This is a genomic window from Actinophytocola sp. NPDC049390 (assembly GCF_044466355.1).
GTDB lineage: Bacteria > Actinomycetota > Actinomycetes > Mycobacteriales > Pseudonocardiaceae > Actinophytocola.
This window is the reverse complement of sequence record NZ_JBITMQ010000011.1, coordinates 126,802-145,281: the sequence shown is the minus strand read 5'-3', so window position 1 is coordinate 145,281 and position 18,480 is coordinate 126,802. Positions and strand designations below refer to the sequence as shown.

The following is an 18,480-nucleotide window of genomic DNA, read 5'->3' as shown; positions in this document are numbered from 1 at the left end:
TAGGACCCGGCCGGATTCCGATCTGTTGCGGTACGCGGTCACCCGAGTACGGTTTTGTCATGGCTGCCGTCGATGACCACGCCCCAGAAGATGGTTTCACCGTGGCGCGCCACGGTTTCGACCGTGGTGAGGTCAGACAGCGCGTCGCGGAGCTGAACGCCGCCATGGCACGCCTCGCGGCGGAGCGCGACGAGGCCGTCGCGCAAGTCGCGGAACTGCGCGGTGAGCTGGAGATCGCGCGCCGCGAGACAGCCGCGCTGACCGAACGCCTGGAGACCCAGGCCGACGAGGAAAGCGCCGCACGCCTGCTCGCCGTGGCGAAGTCCGAGGCGACGGAGGTGCGGGCGCGGGCGAAGGCCGCGGCGGAGGAGACGTGGGCGGTCGCGGAGAAGGCGTCCGCGGAGGTCCGTGACCACTACCGGCAGATGCTGCGCGCCCTGGAGGAACAGCACGCTGAGCTGAACCGCACGCACAAGACGATGCTCGCGTCGGCCAAGGTGCAGGCGGAGAAGATGACCACCGAGGCGGAACGCCGCCAGGAGGCCATCGACAAGGCGGCGGAACGCGACCGGATCCGCATCGACCGCGAGTTCTCGGAGTCGATGACCGCGAAACGCGACGCGCTGCGCCGGGAGCTGGAGAAGGCGCAGAACGACACCGACAACGAGGTGACTGCGAAGCTGGCGGCCGCCGACGAGGAGTCCCGCCGCCGGATCGACGCGGCGCTGGCGCAGGTCAGGCAGCTGACAACGGTCCGCGAGCAGCTGAGCGGCCGGTTGCGGGAGACGAAGGAGCTGCTGGACCGGACCAGCTCGCTCATGGAGCCGGTGGACGGCGAGGCCGAAGCCGACACCCCACCGGCCGCGCCGCAGGACAAGGGCGCCGTCCCACCGCAACGCCAGCACGCGAAACGCTGACGCCCAACGCGTCAGGCCATGCCGTACAGGCGGTCCACCGGGATCCGGACCACCAGCCGCTTGTCGGCGACCATCGCCGCCCGGTACTCGTCCCAGTCGGGGTGCTCCCCCGCGACGGTCCGGTACACGTCCACCAGTTCGTCCACAGTGGCGTCGTCCGGCGCCATCGCGACCGGGGTCAGCTCGGCGGTGCCCTCCGCCACCACGTACGACCGGAAGTCCGGCGCGCACACGTAGAAGCTGGCCCGCGGGTCACGCAGCAGGTTCCTGGTCTTCGCGCGCCCGGCGGTCACGGACATCCGCACGACGCCGTCCGCGAACGTGTAGCTCACATTGGACAGCTGCGGCCGTCCGTCGCGCTTCAGCGTGGTCAGTACGCCCTGGTTGCGGTCCGTCAGCAGCGCACGCAGTCGATCATCCATGCGCCCATCGTGCAACCTCGACCGCACCCGAGATCAAGCGGCACGCGCGGTGACCGACGCGCAGGTCTCCAGGATCAGCGACGCGACCTGCTCCGGCGCGTCGATCATCGGCACGTGGCCCGCGCGGTGCAGCCACACGTGCCGCGCCCGCGGCAAGAGCGCCGCGGCACGGCGCGCTTGCCGGGGCCACAGGATGCGGTCACGGGTGCCCCATGCCACCGTCAGCGGCACGGTGGGCGCGGGTGAGCGGTAGACGTAGTCCCGGCCGGCGGCCGCCACCAGGTCGAAGCCCCCCGCGCCCACCATCGACACCAGGTCGGCGAGCATGATCTCGGCGGTCATCCGGGAGGGGTGGCCGTACAGCAGGCAACCCGCCGCCATCCGGAACAGGCGGTTGCGGATCATCGGGTTCAGCAGCCACGACGGTGTCCGGCCGCTCCTCCTGATCATCGTCAGCACCCGCAGCGCCCACGCCCGGTCACGGGCCGTCCAGAAGCCCGCGGGGGCCAGCGCCGTCGCCGAGGACACCAGTCCGCGGGAGGCCAGCTCGATGCTGATCACCGCGCCGAGCGAGTTCCCGGCCACGTGCGGGCGGCCGAGCCCCATGTCCTCGAAGATGTCGGCGCAGGCCTGCACCGCGCTCGCCATGTCGTACCCGCGGCCCTCCGGCAGCAGCGGCGACCTGCCGAACCCCGGCAGGTCGATGGCGATCACGTCGTGCCGCCGCGCCAGGGTGTCGATCACCGGCTCCCACGCCTGCCAGCGGTGCCCGATGCCGTGGAGCAGCACCAGCGGATCGCCGTTGCCCCGCCGCTCGAACGCGACCTCGATGGGTTGCCGGGCCATACGCCACCTCCGCACTGAGTGTTACCCGGATTAACAGTAACTCAGTACTCGTCGTGGAGTCGCCACCAACTTCCCGGGCCGTCGGTCCCGCGGCCCGACTCCTCCCACGCCTCCTGCCTGCCGAACGGGGTCAGGTCCAGGTAACGCAGGGTGCCGACCAGCAGGTCACCGCCGCGTCCGGTGGTGTAGTAGGTCCGGTACACGTCGTCCCCGTCACGCAGGAAGACGCTCACCCCGAACCCCTGGCCCGCGCCGCAGTCGGCCGTGAAGGTCGAGCCGTGCGTCGAGTACCAGGGCACGGTCCAGCCCATCCGCTCCCGGAACGGCTCGCTCTCCGACAGCGGCGCGGGCGCGGTCACCACCAGCGACACGTCGCGGTTGTGCAGCGCCTCCTGCTGCCTCGGCATGTTGTCGACCAGGAACGCGCAGCCGGAACAGCGGTGCGGGTCACCCGGGAACATCATGTAGTGGTAGGTGATCAGCTGGCGGCGGCCGTCGAACAGGTCGAGCAGGCTCGCCTCGCCGTCGACGGACCGGAACACGTACGAGGTGTCCCAGCGGACCATCGGCAGACGACGGCGCTGCGCGTTCACCCTGTCCAGGGCCCGCAGCGCGGCCTTCTCCTCGACCAGCAGCTTCTCCCGCGCCGAGGCCCACTCCTCCTGCGACACGACCTCGGGCAGCGCGGCGTTCATGACCGCAGCCATTCGGGCATGGCGGCCGGGAACCGCGTCTGGAAGTCCATGACGGCGGCCCAGACCGGCCGGACCGCGATGCGCTCCATGACCACCTCCCGGGCCCCCAGCTCCGCGAAGTACGCGTCCGCCGCCTCGGCGGGCATGCCCGCGCGCATGTACGTCTCGTACTCCGACACCACGCCGCGCACCTCGGTGACCTGCGCGTCACCACGCAGGAGCAGGACCTCGGGCGGCTGGTCGTCGGTGTCCAGCGTGAGCGCGACCCTCGGGTTGGCACGCAGCGCGCGACCGCGGGCCGACGGCGCGAACCCGCCCATCACGACCTCCTCCCCGTTCCAGAGGAACTGCACGGGCAGGACGCGCGGCGTGCCGTCCAGCGCGGTGTACGCGAGCCGCAGCGGGCTGATCGCCGCCAGCCTGCGCCGGGCGATGTCGGTGTCGAGCAGGCGGAGGTCGCCCTGCTCCAGGGTGATCGTCATACGGTGCTCTCCTTGAGGTGTTCCGCGAGGTCGGCGAAGCACTCCTGCCAGCCGCCCACGTGACCGTCGCGTTCGTCGGCCGTGCGGAAGATCGCCTGGTGGAAGGTCATCTCGGTCTTGCCGTCACGGTCGGAGAAGGTCACCGTCACGAGCGTGTCGTGCTCGCGCGTGCCCTTCGGCTCCTCCCAGGAGAAGCTGAACACCAGCCGCTCCGGCGGGAGGATCTCGTGGTAGACGCCGCTGGCCCAGTACTCGGCCGCGCCGTCGGTGATGCAGGTCCGCCACCGGCCGCCCTCTTCGAGGCGGACGGTGCAGGACGAGGCGCGGAAGCCCGTCGGCCCCCACCATTGCGCGAGGTGGTCGGGGTTCGTCCACGCCGCGAACACGAGGTCGCGTGGCGCGTCGAACAGCCGGGTGATCGTCAGGTCGGTCATCGGTCCTTCCCCTGCAGTCCGCGGAGGTGGTCGTCCAGCCGGTCGAAGCCGCTCTCCCAGAACGCCCGGTACTCGGCGAGCCACCCCGTCGCCTCCTTCAGCGGCGCCGCCTCCAGCCGGCACGGCCGCCACTGCGCGGTGCGGGTCCGCGAGATCAGCCCCGCCTGTTCGAGGACCTTCAGGTGCTTCGAGACGGCGGGCAGGCTCATCGCGAACGGCTCGGCCAGCTCGGTGACCGTCGCCTCGCCGTTCGCGAGCCGCGCCAGGATGGCGCGCCGCGTGGGGTCCGCCAGGGCGGCGAACGTACTGCTCAACTGGTCCACTTGGTACTCAACCTTCTGGTTAATTAACCAACAGGTTGACTGTACGAGCGCTGTCAAGCCCCCGGGGTTAGCGCTTTCCTGGTCGCGGAACGCGATCGATCATGCGTCCACAGTGTTCGCACACGCTCTCACCTGCAAGGATGCAAACGTTGCCACAAAAAAGCACGCGGAATGGGAACACAGTGCGTGTCAGCGCAATTGCGGTGAGTCGCGAGAAACGGGCGAGAAAACGTTGAGAAACGCTGTGCCCCCGACCGGATTCGAACCGGCACTCCACCCCTTTTAAGGGGGCTGCCTCTGCCAGTTGGGCTACGGGGGCAGCCGCAGCCTAGGACGTGATCACACGGCTACGGAGCGGTTTTCGGAAAATCCTTCCGCTGGCCCAATCCGGGATACGCCAGTTGGCGCTACCCAGGCCGGGCTGGGTAAGGCTACCTGGCGGTGTCCACCGAAATCGCGCTGGTCAGCTCCGTGACACGCGATCGAACTCGGCGCGCGGATTGTTGATCTGGCCCATCGAGATGACCTCGCGGCGTAACAGTCCACTCAGTAACCAGTCGGCTACCACACGGAATTTCCGGTTGAACGTGGGGACTCGCGCGACGTGATAGCCGCGGTGCATGCCCCACGCGATGAAGCCCTTGGCCTTCACGTTGTAGACGTCCGCGACGCCCTTGTGCAGGCCCAGGCTCGCCACCGACCCCACATTCTTGTGGAAGTAATCGACCGGCTGCTTGTCCCGCAGCACGGCCACGATGTTCTTCGCCATCCGGTTCGCCTGGCGGACCGCGTGCTGCGCGTTCGGGGCGCACAGCGCGGTCGGGTCCTCGTCCACGCGCGACAGGTCCGGCACGGCCGCGTTGTCCCCCGCGGTCCACACCTCCGGCAGGCCTTCGACCTGCAGCGTCGGTGTCGCCTTGAGACGGCCGCGCTCGTCGAGCGGGAGGTCCGAAGTGGCCAGCACGGGGTTGGCCTTCACGCCCGCGGTCCACACGATCGTGTCGCTGTCGAACTCGGTGCCGTCCGAGAGCATCACGTGCCCGTGCTCGAACGACTTCGCCAGCGTGGACAGGTAGACCTCGATGCCGCGCTTCTCCAGCTGCAGCACCGTGTAGACGCCGAGGCTCTCGCGGACCTCGGGCAGGATCCGGCCCGCCGCCTCGACGAGCACCCACCGCAGGTCCGACGGCTCGATGTTCTCGTAGTACCTGGTCGCGAACCGGGCCATGTCCTCCAGCTCGGCCAGCGCCTCGATGCCCGCGAACCCGCCGCCGACGAACGTGAACGTCAGCAGCTTGCGGCGCAGCTCGTGGTCCACTGTGCTCGCCGCCGCGTCCAGCTTGGACATGACGTGGTTGCGCAGGAAGATCGCCTCGCCGATGGTCTTGAACGCGATGCCCTGCTCGGCGAGTCCGGGGATCGGCATCAGGCGCGCGACCGACCCGAGCGCGACGACGAGGATGTCGTACTCGACCTGCTCGTGGTGCCCGTCCGGCGCCTCGATCTCGACGCAGCGGTTCGCGTGGGAGATCTGCGTGACGCGCGCGGTCAGCACGTGGCAGCGCTTGAGCGTCTTGCGCAGCGGCACCACCACGTGCCGCGGCTCGATCGCACCGGCGGCGGCCTCGGGCAGGAACGGCTGGTAGGTCATGTGCGGCTGCGGGTCGATGACCGTCACGGACGCCTCGTTGCCCTTGAGCTTCCGCTGGAGACCCAGAGCCGTGTACAGGCCGACGTACCCGCCGCCCAATATCACGATCCGCTTCGGTTGCGAAAGTCCTCGCGCCATATCTCTATGGTGTCATCCGAGCATCCCGGACGCCCACCGCCCCGGCTGTGACAGTGCTCGCTGTGTTGCCCCGCACAGGTCATTCCGTGCGCTGGAACCACACGACGAGCAGCGCAACCCCGGCGAGCCCGGCCAACGCGAGCACCTCGACCACCGGCTGGGTCCGCCCCTCCGGCAGCACCGCGACGGCGACGGCCACCACCGCCGTCACCGCCTGGACCATCAGGAACCGCAGGGCCGTCGACCGCAGCGCGCCCGCGTGCACGCGGCCGGACGCGGGCAGGAAACCCGCGATCCCGCACGTCACGTGGAACAGGTGCACCAGCGGCACCATGATCAGCACCTCGGCCCGCAGCGGGCCGCCGTCCCCGAGCGCGAGCAGCACCGCCGCCACGACGACCACGGCCGCGGGTGCGGGCGACGCGGGCGCGTAGGCCGACGCCAGCACGGCGGGCAGCAGCACGAAGAGCGTGCCGGTCGTGGTGCCCTCGGACAGCGGCAACGCCCCGATGGCCGCGCCGACCACGAGGATCACCACACGCAGCAGCCAGGCGGGGATACCTCTGCCGACGACGAGCGCGTCCGGTTTCACCGTCGCCGCCCCCTCAGCTGCCGCAGGAGCGCCGCGATCTGCCCGCCACCGTCCCACGGCACCACCACGACCCCGTGCTCCTCCAGCGCACGCAGCCGCATCCGGTGCTCGGCACGCAGGATCGACACCACGCCCGCGCCCCACGGCGTCGTCCGGTCCGGCGCCAGCTCGGCGGGCATCAGGTCCACGGCGAGCACCAGCCGGCCGCGGCGGGTGAGCCGCACGGTCAGGTCCACGAGCAGGTCGTCGAGGAACGGGGACAGCACCACGACCGTCGCCCCCGGCGGCACCTGCGCGTGGTTGAGCACCGCTTCGCCGCTGCCCGCGACGCGGCGCGACGAGTGCACGAGCTGGTGGCGGATCCGCTGCAGCTGCCTGCGGCCGGACCCGACGGGCACACCGCCGCGCGGGTGCCCGAGGTCGATGAGGCCGACGCGGTCGCCGTGCCGCAGGTGCGCCGCCGCGATCGAGCTGGCCGCGCGCACCCCGAGGTCGAGGCTGCCGCCCTTCCGCACGTCCATGCCGACCGGCTCGGCGTTCCACTCGGCGACGTCCCGGCCCACGTCGAGACGCGTGTCCAGCGCCAGGAGCAGGTCGGCGTCGGCCTCGGCGTGCCGTTCGCGGACGTGCAGCGTGCCGGGCACGAGCGTGCCGCCCGCCGCCGCGGACGCGCGCAGCGACACCCGCCAGTCCACGCGGCGGAGCCGGTCACCGGACTGGAACGGGCGGATGTCCCGCAGCTCCATGCCGTCGCCGGGCCGGGGCGACCGGTGGGCGCCGACCAGGCCTGCCGCACGCGGCGGCAGCGGGCCGGGTGGCAGCGGCTCGATCGGCGGCAGGACCGTGTGCTGCCCGACGACGCCGACGACCGGCCCGAACACGTGCAGGCCGTCGTGGCCCGCGAACAGGTGGTCGGGCCGCAGGTAGATGCCGTGGCCCCAGGCGTTCCACGTGACCCTGGTGCGCACCTCGCCGTCGGTGGCGGGCAGCAGGTGCACCGGGCCGACGCCCGGCGTGGTGGGCAGCGGCATGCGCAACGCGGTGAACACGGCGTCGTTGCCCGGCCGGACGGTCACGCCGACCACCGCGTCGTTGCCCGCGTCGACCGTGTCGGGACGTGCCTTCGAGACGATCGACGGGTTGCCGGACGGAGTGCGCGTGAGCAGCAGGCTGATCACCAGGGGCAACCCGATCAGCGCCAGCTCGACGCGGTGCATGACCAGCCCGACGAGCATCAGCCCGACCCCGCACACGAGCGCGCGGACCAGCGCGTCGGTACGGCGCCAGCCCTCGTTCCTGGCCGCGCGGCGCGCCTTCAGCCAGGTGACGGCCTTCGGTTCGCGGGGCCGCGGGGGCGCCCCGGTGGTCACGCCGGGTCCGGCCGGGTGGTGGCCGGGCCCGGGACCTGACCCAGCAGTTCGGTCACGACCTGCGTGGCGGTCACACCGCTGCCCCACGTCTCGGGACGCAGCGTCAGCCGGTGCGCGAGCGCGGCGACCGCGCACTCCTTGACGTCCTCCGGCAGCACGTACTCGCGGCCGTCGAGCACCGCGAGGGCCCTGCCCACCAGCAGCAACGCCTGCGAGCCGCGTGGCGAGGCGCCGACCTCGACCGCGCGGTGCGTTCGGGTGGCGCCCGCGAGGTCGACGCAGTAGCGCAGCACGTCGTCGTCGACGTCGACCCGTTCGAGCGCGGCCTGCAGGTCGGCGAGCCGGGAGGCGTCGATGACCGGCGCCAGCACCGTCTCCTCGCGCTGCCGGGCGATGCGCCGCCGCAGCACCTCGGCCTCCTCCTCGGCGGGCGGGTAGCCGATGTCCAGGCGCAGCAGGAACCGGTCCAGCTGGGCTTCGGGCAGCGGGTAGGTGCCCTCGTACTCGACCGGGTTCGACGTGGCGAGCACGTGGAACGGCCGGGGCAGGGCGAACGTGCGGCCCTCGACGGTGACCTGCTTCTCCTGCATGGCCTCCAGCAGCGCGGCCTGCGTCTTCGGCGGCGTGCGGTTGATCTCGTCGGCGAGCAGCAGCCCGGCGAACACGGGCCCTTCGCGGAAGGTGAACTCGCGGTCAGCCGGGTCGTAGACGAACGAGCCGGTGATGTCCGCGGGCTGCAGGTCGGGCGTGCACTGGATGCGCCGGAACTCCAGGCCGAGCGCCTGGGCGAGGCTGCGGGCCATCAACGTCTTGCCGAGGCCGGGCACGTCCTCGAACAGCACGTGCCCGCCGGCGAGCACGGCCGCGAGCGCGAGCCGCAACGTCCGGTCCCGGCCGACGACGACCGTGCCGACGGCGCTGCGCACCGCGTCGGCCTCGGTGCGGATGTCGGTGATGGTCAGGGTGGTCACAGCTCCTCCAGGTGCCGCATCAGCGCGGCGAACGTCTTCGGCGGCGGCAGTTGGGCGTCCGGTGCGGTGAGCAGCCGGTGCAGGTCGGCACCCAGCCGCTCCTTGGCCGCCGGGGTGTTCAGGTCGGGCCCGAGCACGGACTGCGCGACCCGGCGCAGGCGCGGCTGCACCCGGGACGTGAAGCGGTACTGGTCGAGCGCGGACCGCTCAAGGCGTTCGGTCAGGAAGGTGGCGTGCAGGGTGACGCTCGCGGACGGCGGGTCGGGCGCCGCGGTCCAGTCGGCGTCGAAGGTGCCCGCGAGCAGGCACCCGGCGAACGTGAGCGCGGCCGCGGGCAGAGCCATGAGGAGGGCCCAGCCCAGCGGCACGGTCATCCCGAACATGGCGGCGGCCACCACGGCGGCCGTCACCACGACGGTCAGGATCAGAGCGCGGCGCAGCGTCATCGGATCGTGGCCAGGATCCGCTCGAGCGCGGCACGGGCACGCGCGGCGCTGCCGGGGTCGACGTCGCCGTGACCGAAGCGGGCGCGCTGGTAGAGCGTGCGCAGCTCACGGAGCGCCGCCTCGTCGGCCTTCTCCTCCGCCAGCAGGGCGACGGTGAACTCGGTGGCAGTCTCGTGCGGTCGGCGGGTGTGCTCGGCGGCGTTCTCGAGCGTCACCCAGGCCTCGATCACCGCGTCCCGAGGCCGCCCGCCGTCCCTGGCGAGGATGTCGCGTGCCTGCACGACGGCGTCCTTGAGCCGCAGCCGGGGCACGGAGTCCACCGCGGGCGCCTCGACGGCCTCGACCACCTGGCCCACACCGAGCAGCCGCCTGCCGCGCAGGAAGCTCAGCACCGAGAACACGACCGCCATCACACACAGGACGACCAGCAACCCCACGATGATCTTCGCCACGAGAGCCGGGTCCACGGCGGTGTCGGGGCTTCCCCGCGCGCCCACGTTGGCCGGCGAGAGCAGCACACCGGGCAGCCCCGGACTGATGTGGAAGTCGTTGACCTCGCTGGGCACGGGCGAACTCCCACGCGCCGCGACCACCACGACCAGCAACGACGCGGCGGCGGCGAACAGCAAGGCCGTCCGGTTGCCCCCCATGCCGAACAAGCATGCCGGACCGGCGCGCACCCGTGAACCGCCCTTGTTCGGATCGATACCTAGGCCCGCCACCCCGCGACGACGTCGAGGTGGGCGGCGGTCAACCCGCTCGCGGGGTCGACGGGGACCAGCAGGGTGGGCTGGTCCCGCCGGGCCAGGAACCGTTCCCGCGCACCGGCCCGCAACTCGAAGTCGTCGTCGAACCAGGCGAGCGGCCGCCCGTAGGCGAACCGCCCGACGGCGGTGAACTTCCAGTCCGGCCCGGTGTCGGCATGCGGCCCGGCGAAGGTGACGACCGGCAGCGTCGGCAACCCGATGGCCTTGCCGACCAGGCGGTTCGCGTCGTCACCCCAGCTGGTGGCCCAGACCAGCTGGAGCCCGGTGCGCGCGGCCAGCGCCAGCAGGGCAGGCCCGTGCGCCGCCGACAGCCAGGCCTTCCTGCGCCGCCACCGGCGCTCGGCGTAGCCCGCCGGGCACCCGGCCGCCGCCCACGGGTTCAGCACCCCGTCGATGTCGAGGAACAACAACCCGCTCACGGCTGGACCGCGTCTCGTGCGGGAGCACAGGCCGCGACAGCGTCGAGAACATCGCCGATCAGTACGACCATCGACATCGCCAGGACGTCGGGATCGTCAACCTGGAGCAGGTCAGAAGCGAGGCGATTGCTTCACTCTTCGTGACGAACGTCGTCATGGGCGGCCGCGATCTCCTTCGCCTTCGTCAGGACGGCTTCCACCATCGCCGGGGTGAGCCTGCCGGTGAACGTGTTCTGCTGGCTCACGTGGTAGCAGCCCAGCAGCGTCAACGGCGCCGGGCCTTCCAGCGGCACGGTCACCCCGTGCCCGAACTTCGGCCGCGGCGCCGGGATCCGCCACCCGGCCGCGGCGAGCACCGGCAGCAACGCCTGCCACCCGAACGCGCCGAGCACCACGATCACCCGCAGTGTCGGCGCCAGCAGCGACAGCTCCTCGGCGAGCCACGGCCGGCAGTTGTCGCGTTCGGTCGGCGTCGGCTTGTTCTCCGGTGGCGCGCACTTCACCGGCGCGGTGATCCGCACGCCGTACAGCTCGAGCCCGTCGTCGATGTGCGTCGACGTCGGCTGTGACGCGAGGCCGACCGCGTGCAGGGCGGCGTACAGCACATCACCCGATCGGTCGCCGGTGAACATGCGGCCGGTGCGGTTCGCGCCGTGCGCGGCGGGTGCGAGACCGACGATCGCGATCGACGCGTCCGCCGGGCCGAAGCCGGGAACCGGGCGGCCCCAGTAGTCCCAGTCGGCGAAGGACGCGCGCTTCACCCTGGCCACCTCCTCGCGCCACGCGACGAGGCGCGGGCACCGCCGGCAGGTGGTGACCCGGTGATCCAAATCCGCGAGATCGGGCATGTTTTCCAGCGTAGGGTGCGGCCATGGCAGACACTCAGGGCGAGGAACGCACTCCGCCGGAACCGACCGACGACCTCGTCAGCACCTCCCACACCCTCTCCACCGGCAGCGCGAAGCTCGACTACACGGCCACGACCGGCCGGGTCGTGCTGCGCAAGGAAGTGCTCACCGACGGCAAGTTCGACGGGCACCTGCCCAAGGCCGAGGTGTTCCTCACCGCGTACACACTGGACGGCGCCGACCCCGCGACCCGGCCGGTGACGTTCGCGTTCAACGGCGGGCCCGGCTCGTCCAGCGTCTGGCTGCACCTGGGGCTGCTCGGCCCGCGCCGCGTCCTCTCCGGGGACGCCGGTGCGCTCGAGCCGCCGCCGTACGGGCTGGCCGACAACGCCGAGTCGCTGCTGGCGCACAGCGACCTGGTGTTCATCGACCCGGTCGGCACCGGCTACTCGCGTGCCACGAAGAGCGAGAAACCCGCCGACTACCACGGTTTCGAGGCCGACATCGAGTCCGTCGGCGAGGTGATCCGCCTGTGGACGACGCGCAACGGCCGGTGGCTGTCGCCGAAGTTCGTGGCGGGCGAGTCCTACGGCACGACCCGCGCGGGCGGCCTGGCGCAACACCTGCAGCAGCGCCACGGCATGTACCTCAACGGGCTCATCCTCGTCTCCGCCGTGCTCGATTTCGCGTCGCTGGACTTCACCACCGGCAACGACCTCCCGTTCGTGACGTTCCTGCCGACGTACGCCGCGATCGCGCACTACCACGGCCTGCACGGCGACCGCACGCTCACCGACGTGCTCGCCGACGCGGAGGAGTTCGCGCACCGCGACTACCCGTGGGCGCTGGCCCAGGGCAGCCGACTGTCCGAAGAGGACCGCGCGGCGACCGTGGCCCGTTACGCGGCGCTGACCGGGCTTTCCGAGGACTACGTCGACCGCGTCGACATGCGCGTCGAGCACGTCCGGTTCTACACCGAGCTGCTGCGCGACCGCCGCCAGGTCGTCGGCAGGCTCGACGGCCGGTTCACCGGCTGGGACCCCGACTACGGCCGCGAGCACTGGGAGGACGACCCGGCGTCCACCGCGTTGATGGGTGCGTACACGGCCGCGTTCAACCACTACGTGCGCACCGAACTGGAGTACCCGAACGACCTGCCGTACGAGGTGCTGAGCCTCTCGACGCACGAGGCATGGTCGTACAAGGAGTTCGAGAACTCGCACGTGACGGTCACCGACAAGCTCGGTGCCGCGATGCGCGCCAACCCGTACCTGAAGGTCCACGTGGCGTCGGGCTACCACGACGGCGCGACGCCGTACTTCGCCACCGAGCACGTGCTGGCCCACCTGCAGCTGCCCGCCGACCTGCGCGCCAACATCGAGGTCGCCTACTACGAGGCGGGTCACATGATGTACGCCCACGAACCGTCCCGGCTCAAGCAGTCCGACGACCTCGCGGACTTCGTCCGCGCCGCGTCGAACCGCTGAGCTAAACTCCACGAATTCGTCACGCATGGCGGTCGCGGTCCCCGCTCCGTTCGCGCGGCGCGGGGACCGTCGACAGGCCTGGGCATCCGGCCGCCCCTGAGCACACTGGGGTGGTTACTTGTGTTGCGTCCCTTACGCGCGTTGGGCGTGGCTGTCGCGGCCGTACTGATCACGGCCCCGGTCGCCGCCGCCGACCCGGCCGAAACCACGTCCCCGTCGGCACCACCGTCGTCCGAGTCGTCGACGGAGACGACCACGGAGACGACGACCGGGACTACGACCGAGACGACAACCGAGACGACAACGTCGGCACCCGGGACGACCGCACCGGGAACGGAGTCGCCGGCAACGGAACCCGAGGCACCACGCGAGGACGTCGCGACGGTGTCCGTCGACGAGTTCACGGTGTCCGCGACCTTCGACAAGCCGTCCTACGTGACCGGCGAGAACATGCGGGTCACGGTCACCGTCAAGAACAACGGCGCCGCCGCGGACACGGTCGGCGCGAGCGTGTGGACCCTTGACGATCCGGATCTCGTTCGGCCGCGGGACATCGGCGACCTCATCCGCGACATACCGATCGCGGCGGGCGCGACCGTCACGATGAAGTTCGTCGGCACGATGGCCAACCCGGACATCACCACGGCACGCCTGCGGCTGGCGGTCTGGGACGACAGCGGTGCCACGAAGTTCTTCGAGTTCACCGTGCCCGTCACGCCCAGGTTCGCCCACGCGAACGGGACGGCCTTCGACGACCGGGACGGCGACAACCGCTTCGACACCAGCGAGGCGCTCGCGGGCGTCACCCTCACCTGGCAGAACGACCAGCACCAGGAGAGCAGGTTCACGGTGACCACCGGCGCGGACGGCACGTTCTCGATCCCGCGAATGCCCACCGGCATCTACGCCATGGACGGCACCGCACCGAACGGCCTGGACATCGGCTACCGCACGGTCGTTGTCGGCGAGTCCGGTGTGGACGGCATGCTGGTTCGCGCTGTGCGCCCGGTCACCGACCTCGTCGTGGACCTCGAGTTCGCCAAGGAGACCTACGGCAAGGACGAGGCGCCCGTCGTCCACGTGACACTCACGAACAGCGGGGACCTGCCACTGACCGGGATCGTGGCGAACTGCAACCGGGTCGGCAACAGCGACGGACTGTGGGGCCGTGGCCCCGGCTGGGGCGCGCTCGGCGATGGTGGCGTCGACATCGCACCCCACTCCACGCTCGAACTCGACGTCACCGAGCCCATGCCGGAGTTCTCGTACCGGTACGGCCGGGTGTGGGTGGGCTGCGACTTCGGGTACGAAGGCGTCACCAGCGAGCACAACCCGAACGCCCACGACGAGGCCGATGTGCCGGGCATGCTCGAGAACCTCTCCGGATTCGTCGGCCACGACGAGACGGGGCTCGGCGATGTGCGCGTCGTGGCCGTGTCCGACGACCGCTGCCCGACCGTGGTGGAAGCGACGACCGACGCCGACGGCCGGTTCACGATCAAGCAGGTGCCGGTCGGCGACTACGACGTGTACTTCTACCCGCCGAAGGGCTGGCAGGTGCGCTACGACAACCCGCAGAGCACGAGGGTGATCGGTGACTACCCGCCTCAGCTCCACGTCGAGGTGGAACGGGGCGACGCACCGGCGCCGAAGCTGCCGCGCCGACCGGCCGACTGTGCCCCCGGCGGCGGACCCACCGCGACGACCACGCCGCCCGCACCGCAGGGCAGCCCGGCTCCCGGCGGTCTCGCGTCGACGGGGGCGAGCATCGGCGCGCCCGTCGTCATCGGGGCGCTCGCGCTGCTGGCGGGAGTCGGCGCGCTGCTGGTGACCCGCCGCCGCAGGACCAGCTGACCGTCCACATGGAACGGGCCGCCACGCGAGTCGCGTGGCGGCCCGTTTTCCGTGCGGGACCTACAGGTACTTGTCACCCATGGTGACCGCGGCCCAGGCGTCCACGTTGCCGTGGCCGTAGAAGCCGTTGAACTCCGCGTCACCCGCACACGTCGCCGTGAACGAGTCGTCGCGGCCCTCGTCGAGGTAGTCGACCGTGCGCGGAGTCGGGCACGGGCGCTCGAACGCCGTCTCCTCGAGCACGCGCTGCACGTCGTCCGGGTCCATCGACGCCTTGCCGCCGCGGTACTCGCCGTACTCGGACACGATCAGCGCCGCCACGCCGGACGCGTGCGGGGACGCCATCGACGTGCCCTGCAGGAACTGGTAGTACCCACACGCGTCGCCCTGGCACGCCTTCTGCACGCCCGCCGCGACACCGTCCGGCGTGACCTCACCCGTCGCCGGGTCGATCATGCCCTCGGCGATGCCGACGTTCTTCGGGTACGTCGACAGGATCATGTTCTCGTTCGTGCGGAACCGCGGCGTGCCGAAGTAGTCACGGAACCAGCCACCGGGCGCGGACACCGAGATCCGCTCCAGGCCGTAGCTCGAGTAGTCCGCCTTCGCCATCGACGGGCCGTACGCCGACACGCCGATCGAGTGCGGGCCCTCGATGGGCATCACCCGGCACGTCGCGTTGTCGATGTCACGAGGGTGTGCGTTGCCGTCCGGGAAGTTCGGGCTCCCCAGGTCGTCGTGCGGGTCGCCGTGGTCCTCGTGGTTGTTGCCGAGCGACACCACCTGGGTGACGCCCTTGTCGTGCGCGTAGTTCAGCGCGCGGGTCATGGCCGTCAGGGTCATGCGCTGCTGCGCCTGCTGCTCCGGCGTGTCCGCCGGGTTGTCCGCGCAGTTGTACAGCCACGGGTCCACGTAGAACGACATGTTCACCACGTCGAGACCGGCGTCGCCCGCGTAGGTGAGTGCGTCGACCACCGGCTGCAGGAAGAAGAAGCCCGAGTCCTGGCCGCCGCGGATGTTCACGATGGACACGTTCGGCGCGACACCGGAGACACCGAAACCGTTGGCGGCCGCGGCGATCGTGCCCGCCACGTGGGTGCCGTGCCCGCCGTCGTCCCAGTTCGCCGGGTCGACACAGCCGCTGAACTCGCACGGCCCGTCGACGGTGTTGCCGTTCTCGTCGACCGGGATGTCGTGGGTGAAGTTGCGGGACAGCCGCGCGTCGAAGTTCGGCGCGATGTCCGGGTGCGAACCGTCCACACCGGTGTCGAGCACGCCGACCTTCACCCGGCGGTCACCGGGCTGCTCGGTGCGCGCGAGGTCCGACCGCACGGACGTGAGGCCCCACAGCTGCCCGTCGAGCGGGTCCATGCCCGCGGGGGCGGGCTTGCGCTTGCCCTTCTTGCCCTGTCCGCGGTTCTCCTTCTCGACCGCGTCCTGGTCCGCGACGCGCGCCTTGCGCGCGTCCGGCGAGTGTCCGACCGTGACGGACCTGCTCGCGTACAGCACCTCCCGCACCGAGCGCATCCGCTCGGTGAACCCGTTCTCGGGCGCGGTGACGGTGAGCAGTCCGGCGGCGGCGTTGCTGCGCGTGACGTCACCGCCCGCCCGCTCGACCGCCCGCTCGACCGCTTTCACGCCGACGCCGTCGGCCGCGAGCACGTTGTACTCGACGGTCTTCCCGGACAGCTCCGGCTGCGCCGCCGCCGTGGCCGGCGCGGCGACGACCGCCGCACCAAGCACCACCGGCAGCGCCGCGAGGACCAACTTCCGTTTCACGCACTTCCTCCTCGCCGATCACGTACCACTCAGGGCACGACCGATCTTTCCTCAGCGAAGTGACACGCGCTCGGATGCCCCCCGGCGCGTGGCACCAGTTCCGGTACCTCTTCCGCGCAGATCTCCTGCGCCTTCCAGCACCTGGTCCGGAAACGACACCCGGATGGCGGATCGACCGGGTTCGGCACGTCACCCTCAAGGCGGATGACCTGTCGCTGCCCGCGCACGGTCGGATCGGCCACCGGCACCGCGGACAGCAGTGCCTGTGTGTACGGGTGCATGGGGTGGTTGTAGATCTGTTCCTCGGTGCCGATCTCGACGATCTTGCCGAGGTACATCACCGCCACCCGGTCAGAGAGGTGCCGCACCACCGACAGGTCGTGTGCGATGAACACATAGGACAGTCCGAACTCGGACTGCAGCTCTCCCAACAGGTTCATCACCTGCGCCTGGATGGACACGTCCAGTGCGGACACCGGTTCGTCGCAGACGATCACGTCCGGGCGCAGCGCCAGCGCGCGGGCGATGCCGATGCGCTGCCGCTGCCCGCCCGAGAACTGGTGCGGGTACCGGTTGATGTGCTCCGGGTTGAGCCCGACCACGTCGAGCAGCTCCCGCACCTTGCCCGCCCGCGAGCCTTTCGGCGCCACGTCCGGGTGAATTTCGAACGGCTCACCCACGATGTCGCCGACGGTCATGCGCGGGTTGAGCGACGTGTACGGGTCCTGCAGCACGATCTGGATGCTGCGCCGCAACCTGCGCAGCTCCTCGCCGCGCATGGCGAACATGTCCCGGCCCTTGAACGTGGCCGTGCCGCTGGTCGGCGGCTCCAGGCGCATCAGCACCTGCGCGAGCGTCGACTTGCCGCAGCCGGACTCGCCGACCACGCCGAGCGTCTCACCCTTGTTCAGGTCGAACGAGACGCCGTCGACCGCGCGCACCTGCCCGACCGTGTGCTTGAACAGCACCCCGACCCGCACCGGGAAGTGCTTGACCAGGTCGCGGACCTCGAGAATCGGCTCAGACATTGCTGACCAGCTCCTCCGCGAAATGGCACTTCGATGTCCGCCCGAAGCCCAGCCTGTGGTCCTGCGGCACCTCGGCCGAGCACCGTTCCACCGCACGCGGACAGCGCGGGTGGAACGGACAGCCCGGCGGGATGGCCAGCAGGCTCGGCGGCAGGCCCTTGATCGTGTTGAGCGTCGAGCCCTTCTGGTCCAGGCGCGGCAGCGAGTCCATGAGCGCGGCCGTGTACGGGTGGCCGGGGTTGCGGTACAGCGACACGGCGTCCGCGTGCTCCACGATCCGGCCCGCGTACATCACCGCGATCCGGTCGGCGACCTCCGCCACCACACCGAGGTCGTGCGTGATGAGGATGAGCCCCATCTTGCGTTCGACCTGGATCTCCTTGAGCAGGTCCATGATCTGGGCCTGCACGGTGACGTCGAGAGCGGTCGTCGGCTCGTCCGCGATCAGGACCTCCGGGTCGAGCGCGAGCGACATCGCGATCATCGCGCGCTGCCGCATGCCGCCGGAGAACTCGTGCGGGTACTGCCGGACCCGCCTCGCCGCGTTGGGGATGCGCACCAGGTCGAGCAGCTCGATCGCCCTGGCCCGCGCGTCCTTGCGGGTCATCCCGAGGCGCACCCGCAGCTGCTCCTCGATCTGGAAACCCACCGTGTACACGGGGTTCAGCGCGGACAGCGCGTCCTGGAAGATGATCGCGATGCCCTCGGCACGCACGTCGTTGCGCCGCTCGTCGCTCGCGGCCAGCAGGTTCTCGCCGTGGAACCGGATCTCGCCGCCGGTGACCACCGCGGGCGGTGTGTCGAGGATGCCCATGATCGCCTGCGCGGTCACGGACTTGCCGGACCCGGACTCGCCGAGCACCGCGAGCGTCTCACCGGCGTCGACGTGGTAGCTGACGCCGTTGAGCACCTTGGCGACACCGTCCCGCGTGCGGAACTCGACGAACAGGTCCTCGACCTCGAGCAGCGGGCCGTCCGGCACCGCACCCGGCTCGTAGGAATCCGACACGG

20 protein-coding genes and 1 tRNA gene are annotated in these 18,480 nt (G+C 70.9%); 3 read left to right on the top strand and 18 right to left on the bottom strand.

The features are described from left to right. Positions 1-59: 59 nt before the first annotated feature. Complete coding sequence (locus ACIBVP_RS28605; RefSeq protein ID WP_396109446.1) at positions 60-917, top strand: hypothetical protein; 858 nt, start codon at positions 60-62, stop codon at positions 915-917. An 11-nt stretch (positions 918-928) separates the two neighbouring features. Here the strand turns inward: ACIBVP_RS28605 and ACIBVP_RS28600 are convergent, their stop codons facing one another. The 15 genes from ACIBVP_RS28600 to ACIBVP_RS28530 form a co-directional block, all read right to left on the bottom strand. Next, positions 929-1,339 (bottom strand): PPOX class F420-dependent oxidoreductase, encoded by a 411-nt coding sequence (locus ACIBVP_RS28600; RefSeq protein WP_396109445.1) that lies wholly within the window; start codon positions 1,337-1,339, stop codon positions 929-931. A gap of 33 nt (positions 1,340-1,372) precedes the next feature. Continuing rightward, positions 1,373-2,185, bottom strand: a complete 813-nt coding sequence (locus tag ACIBVP_RS28595; RefSeq protein ID WP_396109444.1) for an alpha/beta fold hydrolase — start codon at positions 2,183-2,185, stop codon at positions 1,373-1,375. Between the two features lie 41 nt (positions 2,186-2,226). Next, the gene (locus ACIBVP_RS28590; protein ID WP_396109666.1) at positions 2,227-2,880 is read right to left on the bottom strand and encodes a DUF899 domain-containing protein; all 654 of its coding nucleotides are present in this window, start codon (positions 2,878-2,880) and stop codon (positions 2,227-2,229) included. Beyond that, positions 2,877-3,362 (bottom strand): pyridoxamine 5'-phosphate oxidase family protein, encoded by a 486-nt coding sequence (locus ACIBVP_RS28585; protein WP_396109443.1) that lies wholly within the window; start codon positions 3,360-3,362, stop codon positions 2,877-2,879. The genes ACIBVP_RS28590 and ACIBVP_RS28585 overlap by 4 nt, the downstream gene beginning before the upstream one ends. Beyond that, positions 3,359-3,796: an SRPBCC domain-containing protein gene (locus tag ACIBVP_RS28580; RefSeq protein ID WP_396109442.1), complete on the bottom strand. Its 438-nt coding sequence runs from the start codon at positions 3,794-3,796 to the stop codon at positions 3,359-3,361. Before ACIBVP_RS28580 ends, ACIBVP_RS28585 begins: the two co-directional genes overlap by 4 nt. Further along, on the bottom strand, positions 3,793-4,119 hold the full coding sequence (locus ACIBVP_RS28575; protein ID WP_396109441.1) for an ArsR/SmtB family transcription factor: 327 nt from the start codon (positions 4,117-4,119) through the stop codon (positions 3,793-3,795). Before ACIBVP_RS28575 ends, ACIBVP_RS28580 begins: the two co-directional genes overlap by 4 nt. 245 nt (positions 4,120-4,364) lie before the next feature. Beyond that, a tRNA-Leu gene (locus tag ACIBVP_RS28570) sits at positions 4,365-4,438 on the bottom strand. Positions 4,439-4,582: 144 nt separating this feature from the next. Further along, positions 4,583-5,908 (bottom strand): NAD(P)/FAD-dependent oxidoreductase, encoded by a 1,326-nt coding sequence (locus tag ACIBVP_RS28565; protein ID WP_396109440.1) that lies wholly within the window; start codon positions 5,906-5,908, stop codon positions 4,583-4,585. Positions 5,909-5,987: 79 nt separating this feature from the next. Beyond that, positions 5,988-6,500 carry a hypothetical protein gene (locus ACIBVP_RS28560; RefSeq protein ID WP_396109439.1) on the bottom strand — a complete coding sequence of 171 codons (513 nt, stop codon included), beginning with the start codon at positions 6,498-6,500 and terminating at the stop codon, positions 5,988-5,990. Beyond that, positions 6,497-7,870: a DUF58 domain-containing protein gene (locus ACIBVP_RS28555; RefSeq protein WP_396109438.1), complete on the bottom strand. Its 1,374-nt coding sequence runs from the start codon at positions 7,868-7,870 to the stop codon at positions 6,497-6,499. The genes ACIBVP_RS28560 and ACIBVP_RS28555 overlap by 4 nt, the downstream gene beginning before the upstream one ends. Then, positions 7,867-8,841, bottom strand: coding sequence for an AAA family ATPase (locus ACIBVP_RS28550; protein WP_396109437.1), 975 nt, complete (start codon positions 8,839-8,841; stop codon positions 7,867-7,869). The genes ACIBVP_RS28555 and ACIBVP_RS28550 overlap by 4 nt, the downstream gene beginning before the upstream one ends. Beyond that, a complete protein-coding gene (locus ACIBVP_RS28545) occupies positions 8,838-9,287 on the bottom strand; it encodes a hypothetical protein (RefSeq protein WP_396109436.1) in 450 nt (149 codons plus the stop codon). Before ACIBVP_RS28545 ends, ACIBVP_RS28550 begins: the two co-directional genes overlap by 4 nt. Further along, a complete protein-coding gene (locus ACIBVP_RS28540) occupies positions 9,284-9,937 on the bottom strand; it encodes a DUF4129 domain-containing protein (RefSeq protein WP_396109435.1) in 654 nt (217 codons plus the stop codon). The genes ACIBVP_RS28545 and ACIBVP_RS28540 overlap by 4 nt, the downstream gene beginning before the upstream one ends. A gap of 59 nt (positions 9,938-9,996) precedes the next feature. Beyond that, positions 9,997-10,473: an HAD domain-containing protein gene (locus ACIBVP_RS28535; protein ID WP_396109434.1), complete on the bottom strand. Its 477-nt coding sequence runs from the start codon at positions 10,471-10,473 to the stop codon at positions 9,997-9,999. A gap of 131 nt (positions 10,474-10,604) precedes the next feature. Continuing rightward, complete coding sequence (locus ACIBVP_RS28530) at positions 10,605-11,321, bottom strand: uracil-DNA glycosylase (protein ID WP_396109433.1); 717 nt, start codon at positions 11,319-11,321, stop codon at positions 10,605-10,607. 23 nt (positions 11,322-11,344) lie between these two features. On the opposite strand from ACIBVP_RS28530, the gene ACIBVP_RS28525 reads away from it, so the two are divergent. Together ACIBVP_RS28525 and ACIBVP_RS28520 are read left to right on the top strand one after the other, a co-directional pair. After that, complete coding sequence (locus ACIBVP_RS28525) at positions 11,345-12,808, top strand: S10 family peptidase (RefSeq protein ID WP_396109432.1); 1,464 nt, start codon at positions 11,345-11,347, stop codon at positions 12,806-12,808. 147 nt (positions 12,809-12,955) lie between these two features. After that, the gene (locus ACIBVP_RS28520) at positions 12,956-14,662 is read left to right on the top strand and encodes a carboxypeptidase-like regulatory domain-containing protein (RefSeq protein WP_396109431.1); all 1,707 of its coding nucleotides are present in this window, start codon (positions 12,956-12,958) and stop codon (positions 14,660-14,662) included. A gap of 60 nt (positions 14,663-14,722) precedes the next feature. Here the strand turns inward: ACIBVP_RS28520 and ACIBVP_RS28515 are convergent, their stop codons facing one another. From ACIBVP_RS28515 to ACIBVP_RS28505, 3 genes are read right to left on the bottom strand one after another with little or no spacing between them, the layout of a single operon-like run. Beyond that, entirely contained in the window at positions 14,723-16,441 is a 1,719-nt protein-coding gene (locus tag ACIBVP_RS28515; protein ID WP_396109430.1) for a S8 family peptidase, read from the bottom strand. 29 nt (positions 16,442-16,470) lie between these two features. After that, entirely contained in the window at positions 16,471-17,469 is a 999-nt protein-coding gene (locus ACIBVP_RS28510; RefSeq protein ID WP_396109429.1) for an ABC transporter ATP-binding protein, read from the bottom strand. Next, positions 17,462-18,451, bottom strand: coding sequence for an ABC transporter ATP-binding protein (locus tag ACIBVP_RS28505; RefSeq protein WP_396109665.1), 990 nt, complete (start codon positions 18,449-18,451; stop codon positions 17,462-17,464). The genes ACIBVP_RS28510 and ACIBVP_RS28505 overlap by 8 nt, the downstream gene beginning before the upstream one ends. Positions 18,452-18,480 lie beyond the last annotated feature (29 nt).

Excerpts from the sequence above, each read along its gene's own strand:
- ACIBVP_RS28590 (WP_396109666.1), bottom strand. The coding sequence starts at position 2,880 with ATGAACGCCGCGCTGCCCGAGGTCGTGTCGCAGGAGGAGTGGGCCTCG.
- ACIBVP_RS28540 (WP_396109435.1), bottom strand. The coding sequence starts at position 9,937 with ATGGGGGGCAACCGGACGGCCTTGCTGTTCGCCGCCGCCGCGTCGTTG.
- ACIBVP_RS28580 (WP_396109442.1), bottom strand. The coding sequence starts at position 3,796 with ATGACCGACCTGACGATCACCCGGCTGTTCGACGCGCCACGCGACCTC.
- ACIBVP_RS28545 (WP_396109436.1), bottom strand. The coding sequence starts at position 9,287 with ATGACGCTGCGCCGCGCTCTGATCCTGACCGTCGTGGTGACGGCCGCC.
- ACIBVP_RS28530 (WP_396109433.1), bottom strand. The coding sequence starts at position 11,321 with ATGCCCGATCTCGCGGATTTGGATCACCGGGTCACCACCTGCCGGCGG.
- ACIBVP_RS28600 (WP_396109445.1), bottom strand. The coding sequence starts at position 1,339 with ATGGATGATCGACTGCGTGCGCTGCTGACGGACCGCAACCAGGGCGTA.
- ACIBVP_RS28510 (WP_396109429.1), bottom strand. The coding sequence starts at position 17,469 with ATGTCTGAGCCGATTCTCGAGGTCCGCGACCTGGTCAAGCACTTCCCG.
- ACIBVP_RS28585 (WP_396109443.1), bottom strand. The coding sequence starts at position 3,362 with ATGACGATCACCCTGGAGCAGGGCGACCTCCGCCTGCTCGACACCGAC.
- ACIBVP_RS28525 (WP_396109432.1), top strand. The coding sequence starts at position 11,345 with ATGGCAGACACTCAGGGCGAGGAACGCACTCCGCCGGAACCGACCGAC.
- ACIBVP_RS28565 (WP_396109440.1), bottom strand. The coding sequence starts at position 5,908 with ATGGCGCGAGGACTTTCGCAACCGAAGCGGATCGTGATATTGGGCGGC.
- ACIBVP_RS28605 (WP_396109446.1), top strand. The coding sequence starts at position 60 with ATGGCTGCCGTCGATGACCACGCCCCAGAAGATGGTTTCACCGTGGCG.
- ACIBVP_RS28595 (WP_396109444.1), bottom strand. The coding sequence starts at position 2,185 with ATGGCCCGGCAACCCATCGAGGTCGCGTTCGAGCGGCGGGGCAACGGC.